Origin of the sequence: Winogradskyella sp., assembly GCF_013042245.1 — a bacterium.
Taxonomy (GTDB): Bacteria; Bacteroidota; Bacteroidia; order Flavobacteriales; family Flavobacteriaceae; genus Winogradskyella.
This window is the reverse complement of the sequence record NZ_JABDQL010000002.1, coordinates 1-11,377: the sequence shown is the minus strand read 5'-3', so window position 1 is coordinate 11,377 and position 11,377 is coordinate 1. Positions and strand designations below refer to the sequence as shown.

Sequence of the window (11,377 nt, the reverse complement as noted above, 5' to 3'; positions counted from 1 at the left end):
TGCTTTAAACCTATTGAAGAATGAACATTCTAAAAAACTATCTATGAAAAGCAAAAGGCTTGAAGCTGGGTGGAATGAAGACTATTTGCTCAAAATATTAAATTTAAAAGTATGATTTTGCCCTGCCTGGTATAACGTCTAAGCTACCATTTTGATTATTATTTTTGTAAGATGCTGTTCTTAAAGGTTTAAAAAGCCTCCATAATCTGGCAACTCTTTCATTTTGTCCATATTCAGGCATGTACTTGGTATTCATTTCTGCAACTTTAACATCCCACCAAAGTTGGTCAACAAAGCCGTGAACTCTAAAATCTTCCTCGCCTTCAACACCAACTTTTTTTCCCTCTAAAGAACCATTGACTATGGCCACTTTTCTTAAATTTTGTGGGTAACCATCCGAACCAGGTAAACCATTAGATTCTAAATTACTATAATATTGTTGATAAACAGGAGAACCACCATTGAGATAATCTGGTAAATGTCCTATTTTATGTTGTTCTATTAACTGTTGCTCTGCTGCTGTGGATTTAAGTTGGTTATAGTAAAAATCATTTGCTGCGGCACTGTCACCAAAAGCATCTAACAAATTAATCATTGATTGTATACCAATAGGTATATTAGCACCTAAATGCGGACTATCTATACTTACCCAAAGCCTTGTATTGTGTGGTATATTATTTTTTTCCATGTATGCCAAAGCGTAACGGCTTATTTGCCCACCCATACTAGGCCCAACAATAACCAATTTCTCGCTACTACCGTTAGCTAATAAAGTAATATTAAGATGATTGTACAAAGAGACATGGTTCCTGGCATTACGCTCTATATAGTCTGCACCACCATCGATGGTTTTTGTACCTCTGGTATAAGTAGGTTGGTTAACCAAAATGACGTCGTAGCCTTGACTTCTTAATACTTCTATTAAGTCTTGTTTTACTCCTTGACTATCGTAATATATCATAAACTCTTCAATAGAGGTATGTTCTTCAGCTGGTCGCGGTGAGTCACTGTCATGTATTTTACGTTTATCTTCTGGGTCAAAACCGTCTATAATTATTATAGGTTTTAGTAAACGTCTCTGGGTATTACCATTATTGGTATGATAAAAAATACGGTATTCTAATTCGCCATAGATAGGGCTTGTTTCGTCATAGCCTTGAAATGGAATTGTAGAAACAAAATTAGTTACACTTTCCACCAAAGGGTCATTTCTAAGCGCTTCTGATGCTTGGGGCAGTTTTATATGGAGTTGCCCAAAAGTTGTTTTTTTAACACCATCTTTTAAAGTAGCTGTAAACTCAATGGTCTTGTAGCCCGATGTGTTGTAATCTACAGATAAATTTTCTGTATTAATCCTGCTGTTTTGGTAAACTACTTTACTATTTCCATTACCAAAATCTACCGAGAGCGACTGTATAGGGTTTTCTGAGTCTTCAAACCATAAATCATTCTCAAAAGAAAATGTTACGCTATTACCAACCGCATAAGTTAAAAGTGGAGCTATAACTAGTACATCTTTTTTAGTATAGCTTGGCTTATTGTTAATGCGTATAAATCTTGATTCTTTAAATTCAAATGCACCATTCTCTTCATTAATGTCATCGTAATTGATACTATATAACGTAGCGTTTAAAAGCCCTATTTTTACTTGACTCTTTGTAGTTAAGCTACTAAAGTAATAATTTCTTGCTTCTTTATACGATATAAATTTCTTGGATTTGGACGCTTTATAGAGTTCTTGCAATGCTTGCTCAAAAAAGGCTTTACTGGCCGTGTTATAATTCTCTGTATTGAAATTGTTTAAGTTGGCAATTGGTGTCGTACGCTCGTACAAAAATACTGGTGAGACTTCGTCTCTTCCTAATGCATCAAAGAGCATCTCATCTATATCTGGTTCAGGTATTTCATTTTGTGTTTGAGAAAGACAAAGGTTAACAAATAGCAAAATTGCTATACAAATAGTACATTTTTTCATAATTTTGAAGTGTTAATAAGTGAAACTTAATTTATTTAGGTTTTATGGTTAATAGGGGTGCTATGCCAGTAGCACCTTTTTTTAAGGGAAATCTGTTTCGGGTAATGTATCCCATTTGATATCAAAACGCCCATCGGTAATTTCTATCATCTCATTGGGATTATCTCTATTCTGCATCGTACAATTGAATCTTCCCGAAACTATACGGTTATCAAAATCATATCTTAATATGGTTATGGTACCTGCATTTTCAATAGAACAATACCATTTAAAAATTTCTTCATCGTTGTCCCATATACGACATCTAATATTTACAGTTGGATTTGCATCTATACCGTCTTCGCAATTGCTTTGGTTGATTATGAAATCTCCTTCACTATTTTCGTCCAAGTCTACAATATGTATATCCAATAAACCACCTGTTCCAGAAACAAAATCTCTTATAGAAATTTCATTATATATATAACTTGGTGGCTCACCTAAACCAAGATAGCTCATCCCAGAATCAGGCCCTAAAGTTGATCCTGTCCCATCTCTTGGCGTCAATAACGCACCATCTACAAAACAGCCAAATGTATTTGCCCCAATTGTAGTTATTGGTGGTAATTTTGGTGTAAAGCTATCGTCATTAGCGCTACAACTATTAAGTAGTAATGCTATGCTTAATATTAGAATTTGTGTTTTCATAATTTTTAGTGTATTTGTTATTATAAACCTAAATAGAGTATTGAAAATAAATATCCAAGATTATGGAATTTACAGAATATAGGACACATTTTTAATTAGGTGCTTGTATCTCTCCTATGTTTAAATCTAGTGAATTACTGATACCATAAGCAAAAAATACTGCAATTGTTATGGGTATAGCAGCGGTTTTTAAGTATGAGAATTTTCGTTTTCTTATTTGTTTAATTTCTGACAACAGAACTATTTTTTTGACTTTGCCTTTTTGCAAAAAAATACTGCTGTCATTGACACTTACAACTCTAGCCTTTATTTTTTTACTGTTATTTGTTTTGACTTTATATTTTTTGCCAATATTAATTTTGTCAGATTCCAATTGCATAGGCTTATAACTGTAACAGCTTGACAATAAAACACATAAACTGATTATCGAGACTTTTAGTTTCATAAGATTTGTATTAATTTATAATCTAAAACTAAACATAAACATCATTTAGAGTGTCCTATATTCTCTAAAATCTATAAATTAGGATAAATCTATACTTAAAAACCTCTTATCTTTTATTTAGAATTCGCTCTAAATTCAGTTGGTGTTTGTAAAGTAAACTTTTTAAAGGCAGCATAGAATGTAGACTTTGAGTTAAAGCCACTTTCTAAACCAATGGCTACGATAGTATAGTCTAAAAAATCATGATCGGATAATAATTCTTTGGCCTTATGGACTCTAAAATTATTGATATAATCAGAAAAATTATGACCACTACAACTATTAATAACTTTTGATATGTGGCTAGAACTAATATTTAGCTCATCCGTTAATTTATCCATACAGAAAGATGTGTCTAAAAATCGATAGTTACTTTTAATATAAGTATCTATATTATTAAAATCATCTTGGTATATATCACAAAAAGGTGTTATCTGATTTTTACTTTCTTTAATTGCTAAAGCATTATCGTTTTTTGACAAAGCATGCCTAATTGCTTTGCGGTCTGATAATAAATCATATTTATAGACACCTTGATAGGCAATCCAATATATTAAAAAGGATGTACAAATTCTCAGCGGATAATTGGCCCAATAGATATCTAATTGTAAATTAACAATAATAGCAAAGAGCCAAAAAACAATAGATATACATCCAAAGTATAAAAATACTTTTAACCACAACAAGTTGTCATAAGATGCTATAAAGTTGTGATATTCTTCCTTAAAAAATACAATTTTTATGGATTTTATTATAAATACAATGGCTATAGTTACATTAATAATTTCTTCGATTGTATTATAATCTTCTAATAACTTTACATCAAAATCCTTTAAGTAATATTGACAATATAAAATGATTAAGATCCTTGCTATAAGTTCTATACCAAAAAAAATAACAAGATGTTTAACTCTAACTGATACTTTATTATCAATGTTAAAATAATGAATTACAAAAAGGTAAAAAACTGGTGCAATAAAAAAATACCACGGAATTTGTAGCCCTTTTAAAAAATAAAATTCTGAAGAAAAACCAACATCAATTAACCAAGCCTGTAGATTATTTAATGATAGTGATAACACAATTAAATTTAACAAAAAGACAATTTTGGTGAATTTTCTTTTAAAAAAAGTCAACCCATTAAAAAAGAATCCTTGTATAACTCCCGCTAATAAAACATAATTAAAAAAAACTACCATATCCCTCTAATAATTTTTGTCAATTAAACTAGATAAAGTTTCTAGTATAGAAAAAAACAGTAATGTTAAAAACTAGGAAAATATTTAACTTTAATTACGGTTTTGCCGTAATCAAGTTGAATTAATTCAATAACTACTGGGTATGACAATGTTAATCTACAAGGATTTTAAGTGTAACTAAATTTACTGTATGTACTACTCCTTTTTCACTTTTAATCCTAGAAATAATTGTTTAGCTTTGCCTAACTTTCAAAATATAAAATGAAATTTAAACGCGTACTACTTAAACTTTCTGGTGAAGCCCTTATGGGAGACCGCCAATATGGTATTGACCCCGAACGTCTTTCGGAATATGCACAAGACATAAAAACAATTACAGACCAAGGTGTTGAAGTTGCTATTGTTATTGGCGGAGGAAACATCTTTAGAGGTGTTGCAGGCGCAAGTAATGGTATGGATCGTGTACAAGGTGACCATATGGGCATGTTAGCTACTGTTATTAATGGATTAGCGCTTCAAGGTGCTCTGGAAGATGCAAACATCCCAACACGTCTGCAAACAGCTATAAAAATTAATGAAGTTGCCGAACCTTTTATTCGACGTAAAGCCATGCGGCATTTAGAAAAAGGACGTGTTGTTATTTTTGGCGGCGGTACAGGAAATCCTTATTTTACAACAGATTCAGCTGCTGTTTTACGCGCTATTGAGATTGAAGCTGACGTGATTTTAAAAGGGACTCGTGTAGATGGCATATACAATACTGATCCTGAAAAAGACAGTAATGCTATTAAATTTGACCATATAACCTTTGATGATGTTTTGCGTAAAGGACTTAAGGTCATGGACACTACTGCATTTACATTAAGTCAAGAGAACCAATTACCAATTATTGTTTTTGATATGAATAAAAAGGGTAATTTATTAAAGGTAGTATCTGGTGAAAACATAGGTACTAAGGTTAACTTATAAATATTTGGCTTAAATTTTGATAACTTCAAATTAAAATTAATTATCATGAACGAAGACATTCAATTTATTATAGATTCAGCAAAAGAAGCTATGGATAGTGCTATTAAGCATTTAGAAAAACAATTGACTAATATTAGAGCTGGTAAAGCTAGTCCTTCAATGTTAGGCAGTGTTATGGTAGACTATTATGGTTCGCAAACACCATTAAGCCAAGTTGCAAATGTAAATACACCTGATGGTCGTACGATAACTGTACAGCCATGGGAAAAATCTATGCTTCAAGAAATTGAACGTGGAATCATGGTCGCTAATCTTGGCTTTAATCCCATGAATAATGGTGAAACTATTATTATTAATGTACCGCCATTAACAGAAGAACGTCGTACAGATTTAGCTAAGCAAGCAAAATCTGAAACTGAAGATGCTAAAGTTGGTATACGTAACGCACGTAAGGAAGCTAACAATGAAATCAAAAAAACAGATGCTTCAGAAGATGTACAGAAAAATGCCGAAATAGACGTACAAGAATTAACTAATAAATACGTTAGTAACGTAGACCAAATATTTGGTGCAAAGGAAAAAGAGATTATGACTGTATAGTTCAATTACAGTTATTTCCTCTTTTAATTTTTAATCCATTAATTCAAATTATTTAATAATGCTAAAGCGTTGCCTTGCTATAATTTTATTATGCTTGCCTTCCTTTGCTTTGGCTCAAGATAAACCCGAAACAAATAACCAAAAATCAAAAGACTCTTTAAAAAAAAGGGTCTTTTTAGAAAATATAGGTTTAGGTTACTTCCCTACGAAGTACTTTAATTTTGACTTAAGGTATCTTGTAAAGTACAATCAGTTTGAAGGTTTTAGAACAGGCCTTGGAGGTGTGACTAGTGAACGTTTTTCAGAAAAATTTCGAGTTAATGGTTACTTAGTCTATGGTTTCAGGGATAAACGCTACAAACACAGTATAGGTGGTGGATTTAGACTTAACGAAGAATCAAACACATGGCTTAATCTATCTTACACCGATGACTTACAAGAAACAGGAAGCTCTAAGTTTCTAACAGACAAACGCTTTTTTTCTTTTTTTGAACCACGTCTACTCAATATAGATTTATTTCACCGGCACATTACAAAATCGGTATCGCTTCAGCATAAAATATCAAATCATTTATTATCTGAAACTGAATTGGCTGTTAGTAGAGTAGATCCGACTTATAATTATTCATTTATATCTGACGGCCAGGTTTTTGAGACTTTTAGATACAGTACTTCAAAAATAAGCTTGCAATGGAGTCCGTTTAGTAGGTTTGAATATATTGATAAGAATATTGAAGAAACTGTTGATGGCTATCCAAAATTCACTGCTCAAGTTACACAAGGTATATCCAATGTTTTAAAAAGTGATTTTAATTTTACAAAGTTTGATTTTAGAACCATACATCAAATAGATTATGGGAGTCAATCATTAACTAGATTAACTTTAGTTGCAGGATTAGCTACAGGTGAAACCCCACTAACACAACTATATCATGCCTATCCTAATAACATTAGAAAAGAGACAATTTTACAAAGGTTTTCTGTCGCTGGACTAAATAGCTTTGAAACTATGTTTTTTAATGAATTCTTTAGTGATAGGTTTGCAACATTTCAAATAAAACATGCCCTAAAACCTTTTAAAATAAATTCGCGCTGGCAACCTCAACTAGTTTTAATTTCAAGATATGCCTTAGGCGATATGTCTAGTATAGACCAGCATCAAGGCATTAGTTTTAGAACATTAAATAATCTTTATTCCGAATCTGGTTTCGAAATCAATAAATTAATCTTTGGTTTTGGATTAAGTTTTGCCTACCGCTACGGTGGATATCATTTGCCTACTTTAGAAGATAATTTCGCTTTTAAATTTACGTTTAATATTTCTTTGTAATTGTTAGTCCAATATCTTGTTAATTACTTAGCTAATACTTGGGTTTTTTCTACCTTTGCCGCTCATTTTATTAACGCATGTTTAAACTTTTTACAACTGGGTTTTGGGAAACTGTAGCGCGATTAATTTTGCGTAACAAAATTGCCATTCTCATTACTGTGATTTTGTATACTATATTTTTTAGTCTGCAGTGGAAGCATATGCGTTTTACTTATACAGAAGCAAACCTTTTACCTGACGAACATGAAGTAAATGTAACTTATAACAGTTTTCTAGAAATATTTGGAGAAGAAGGAAATCTAATCGTTTTAGGAGTTAAAGATTCTACGTTATTTTCTATTGAAAAACTAAATGCTTGGAACCAGCTTTCTGAAGATTTTAAATCCTATAAAAATGAGGTTGAAACTGTAGTATCGATAAAGGATTTACAAAAACTTATTAAAAATACTAAAGAAGAAAAGTTTGATTTAGAACCTTTTATCAAAGATTCGATTACCTCAATTGCTCAAATAGATAAACTTCAAGACGAGCTTTTTAAAAAGTATCCTTTTTACGATAATTTTCTATTTAATAAAAATACTAAAACTATTCGAACTGCAATATATCTGAAGAAAGATATTGTAAATACACCTGCTCGAAAAGATTTTGTCATCAATACTTTGAAAAATAAAATTTCGGAGTTTGAAAGTGCTACGAATCTAGACGTTCGTATTTCTGGAATGCCCTACATCCGCACACTAAACTCTCAAAATATTGTAGACGAAATTAGTCTTTTTATTGGTGCCGCTTTATTTGTAACGTCATTAATTTTCTTTCTCTTTTTCAGGTCTTTTAGAGCAACTTTTATCTCATTAATTGTTGTTTGTATTGGTGTGATGTGGACGTTTGGAATCTTAGGTTTACTTAAATATGAGATTACAGTTCTAACAGCTTTAATTCCACCGTTGATTATCGTTATTGGGATACCCAACTGTATTTTCTTAATTAATAAATACCAACATGAAGTACGACTTCATGGTAATAAAATAAAGTCGCTTCAGCGTGTTATTACAAAAGTTGGTAATGCTACATTGATGACTAATGTTACAACAGCCTCTGGTTTTGCAACATTTATTTTTACTGAAAGTCAATTGCTCAAAGAGTTTGGTATTGTAGCTTCACTAAGTATACTGTCTATTTTTATTCTCTGTCTACTTATTATCCCTATACTTTACACTTTTCTACCATATCCTAAACCTCGTCACCTAGAGCACTTAAACAAACGTTGGATTAACGGATTTGTTGATTGGATGGAACGCATGGTAAAACATCGCAAAATTACCATTTACGTTACCGCGTTAATATTATTAATTGTTAGCCTTCTGGGAATTAATAAAATTGTTATTTCTGGTAGTCTTATTGAAGACATGCCAAAAAAGACTGAGTTTTTCCAAGATATTCGCTTTTTTGAATCTGAGTTTGATGGCATCATGCCGTTAGAAATTATGATTGACACCAAACGTAAAAAAGGTGTCATGAAACTTTCGACCATAAAACGAATGAATGAGCTCGAAGAGCTTATTGAAGAAATCCCAGAACTATCAAGACCGATATCAGTTGTTAGCTTGGTAAAATATGCAAAACAGGCTTACACTAATGGCAATCCAAAATATTACCAGTTACCAACCAGTCAAGAAAACTTATTTATTAGTTCATATGTCAAGAAGTCTTCATCAGATGTAGACTTATTAAAAAACTTTGTTGATAGCACAGGTCGGTATGCGCGTATAACGACTTTTATGAAGGATATTGGTACTGATAAAATGGAACGTATTGAAGAAGACCTTCAAAATAAAATAAATAAAGTTTTTCCTAAAGAACGTTACGAAGTTACAATGACTGGGAAAGCACTGGTATTTCAAAAAGGAACAAAATATTTAGTACGTAACCTTGTCATCTCTCTAACATTAGCCATTATTCTCATTTCTATTTTCATGGCTTACATGTTTAGATCAGTAAGAATGATTGTAGTATCATTAGTTCCTAATTTACTACCATTACTTATTACTGCCGGAATGATGGGTTATTTAGGCGTGCCTATAAAACCTTCTACAATATTAGTGTTTAGTATTGCATTTGGTATTTCGGTTGATGACACTATTCACTTTTTAGCAAAATACCGTCAAGAATTACAAGCTAACCATTGGAAAATACGCAAATCTGTATATGCTGCTTTAAGAGAAACAGGTGTAAGTATGTTCTATACTTCTATTGTATTATTCTTTGGATTTTCAGTATTTATGATTTCAAGCTTTGGCGGTACAGTAGCTTTAGGTGGGCTAGTTTCTGCAACATTACTTTTCGCAATGCTTTCAAATTTATTATTATTGCCATCGCTATTACTATCTTTAGAGCGCAGTATTGCAAATAAAGAAGTTTTAAAAGAACCATCAATAAATATCATTCCTGATGATAATGATGAAGAAAAATAGATTAAGATTTTAAAAATATATAAACCATGACTACGAAAACCGTATCAGAATTATTATCACAAGACATTACACTACAAAAAGTCAGTGTAAAAGGTTGGGTCCGAACATTTAGAGCCAACCGTTTTATTGCGATGAATGACGGTTCAACGATTAATAATATTCAATGTGTAGTTGATTTTGAAAATTTTGATGAAGCGCTTTTGAAACGAGTTACAACTGGTGCGGCTTTACATGTCGAAGGTGATTTAGTAGAAAGTCAAGGTAAAGGTCAAAAAGTTGAAATCGTAGTATCTTCTATTGAAATATTAGGTGATTCAGACCCTGAAACATATCCTATTCAACCAAAAAAACACTCTTTTGAATTTCTTAGAGAAAATGCTCATTTACGTACAAGAACTAACACGTTTAGTGCAGTAATGCGCGTAAAATCATCCTTATCCTTCGCCATTCATAAGTATTTCACTGAAAATGGATTTTATAATATGCATACACCTATCATTACAGGTAGTGATGCAGAAGGTGCAGGCGAAATGTTTCGTATAAGCAGTCTAGACCCTAAAAACCCACCTCTAACTGATGATGGTGATGTAGATTATACACAAGATTTCTTTGGTAAAGAAACTAACCTTACAGTTTCTGGACAATTAGAAGCAGAAACATACGCGATGTCTTTAGGTAAAGTTTACACTTTTGGACCAACATTTAGAGCTGAAAATTCAAATACGTCACGTCACCTTGCAGAATTCTGGATGGTAGAACCAGAAGTTGCTTTTATGGACTTAGCAGGTAATATGGATTTGGCAGAAGACTTTATGAAGTCAGTTCTAGAATATGTCCTAGAACACAATAAAGAAGATTTAGAATTTTTAGACGAGCGTTTATTCAACGAAGAAAAATCTAAACCACAAGCACAGCGCAGCGAAATGCGCTTGATAGAAAAATTAAGGTTTGTTACCGACAATAATTTTAAGCGAGTAAGCTATACCGAAGCTATTGACATACTCAGAAATTCTAAACCAAATAAAAAGAAGAAATTTAAATACCTAATAAACGAATGGGGAGCAGACTTACAATCTGAGCATGAACGCTTCTTGGTAGAAAAGCACTTTAAATGTCCTGTAATATTATTTGATTATCCTGCTAATATCAAAGCTTTTTATATGCGCTTGAATGAAGATGGTAAAACCGTGAGGGCTATGGATGTTTTATTTCCTGGAATTGGAGAAATCGTAGGTGGATCACAACGAGAAGAGCGCTTAGAAGTTCTTAAAGAAAAGATGGCAGCTCTAGATATTCCCGAAGAAGAATTATGGTGGTATTTAGACTTACGTAAATACGGAACTGCTGTACATTCTGGTTTTGGCTTAGGTTTTGAGCGTCTAGTCATGTTCTCTACAGGAATGGGAAATATCCGAGATGTTATCCCTTATCCAAGAACACCTCAAAATGCAGAGTTTTAGTCGCATCTTTACAACTCTTTAAGTTGCTTATATTCAATAATTTGAAAAGCAACATCAAAAAAAGTTTTAAATTTTTTAGGCTATATTCTATAACATGACTTAAATAAGTTGTATTTTAGTAAAAACGAAAGTCATGATACCACAAAATTTCACAGAATACTTCAAAAGCCTCGAATTATTTGAGCGACAGGAAATAGTAAAT

Annotated in this window: 9 protein-coding genes; 5 read left to right on the top strand and 4 right to left on the bottom strand. The window is 32.1% G+C overall.

Annotated features, from left to right (window positions below):
- Window positions 1-103 precede the first annotated feature (103 nt).
- The 4 genes from HKP48_RS00115 to HKP48_RS00100 all read right to left on the bottom strand — a co-directional run bounded on the left by HKP48_RS00115 (window position 104) and on the right by HKP48_RS00100 (window position 4,243).
- A complete protein-coding gene (locus HKP48_RS00115) occupies window positions 104-1,975 on the bottom strand; it encodes a hypothetical protein (RefSeq protein WP_296341542.1) in 1,872 nt (623 codons plus the stop codon).
- Window positions 1,976-2,056: 81 nt separating this feature from the next.
- On the bottom strand, window positions 2,057-2,662 hold the full coding sequence (locus HKP48_RS00110; RefSeq protein WP_296341540.1) for a hypothetical protein: 606 nt from the start codon (window positions 2,660-2,662) through the stop codon (window positions 2,057-2,059).
- 91 nt (window positions 2,663-2,753) lie between these two features.
- Entirely contained in the window at window positions 2,754-2,897 is a 144-nt protein-coding gene (locus tag HKP48_RS00105) for a hypothetical protein (protein WP_296341539.1), read from the bottom strand.
- Window positions 2,898-3,220: 323 nt separating this feature from the next.
- Entirely contained in the window at window positions 3,221-4,243 is a 1,023-nt protein-coding gene (locus HKP48_RS00100) for a helix-turn-helix domain-containing protein (RefSeq protein ID WP_296341537.1), read from the bottom strand.
- 363 nt (window positions 4,244-4,606) lie between these two features.
- On the opposite strand from HKP48_RS00100, the gene pyrH reads away from it, so the two are divergent.
- The 5 genes from pyrH to asnS all read left to right on the top strand — a co-directional run bounded on the left by pyrH (window position 4,607) and on the right by asnS (window position 11,175).
- A complete protein-coding gene (gene pyrH / locus HKP48_RS00095; protein WP_296341535.1) occupies window positions 4,607-5,314 on the top strand; it encodes a UMP kinase in 708 nt (235 codons plus the stop codon).
- 45 nt (window positions 5,315-5,359) lie between these two features.
- Window positions 5,360-5,914 (top strand): ribosome recycling factor, encoded by a 555-nt coding sequence (frr, locus tag HKP48_RS00090; protein ID WP_296341532.1) that lies wholly within the window; start codon window positions 5,360-5,362, stop codon window positions 5,912-5,914.
- 58 nt (window positions 5,915-5,972) lie between these two features.
- Window positions 5,973-7,244 (top strand): DUF5686 family protein, encoded by a 1,272-nt coding sequence (locus HKP48_RS00085; protein ID WP_296341530.1) that lies wholly within the window; start codon window positions 5,973-5,975, stop codon window positions 7,242-7,244.
- Window positions 7,245-7,321: 77 nt separating this feature from the next.
- The gene (locus HKP48_RS00080) at window positions 7,322-9,715 is read left to right on the top strand and encodes an efflux RND transporter permease subunit (RefSeq protein ID WP_296341528.1); all 2,394 of its coding nucleotides are present in this window, start codon (window positions 7,322-7,324) and stop codon (window positions 9,713-9,715) included.
- Window positions 9,716-9,741: 26 nt separating this feature from the next.
- Complete coding sequence (gene asnS / locus HKP48_RS00075; RefSeq protein ID WP_296341526.1) at window positions 9,742-11,175, top strand: asparagine--tRNA ligase; 1,434 nt, start codon at window positions 9,742-9,744, stop codon at window positions 11,173-11,175.
- Window positions 11,176-11,377: the final 202 nt, after the last annotated feature.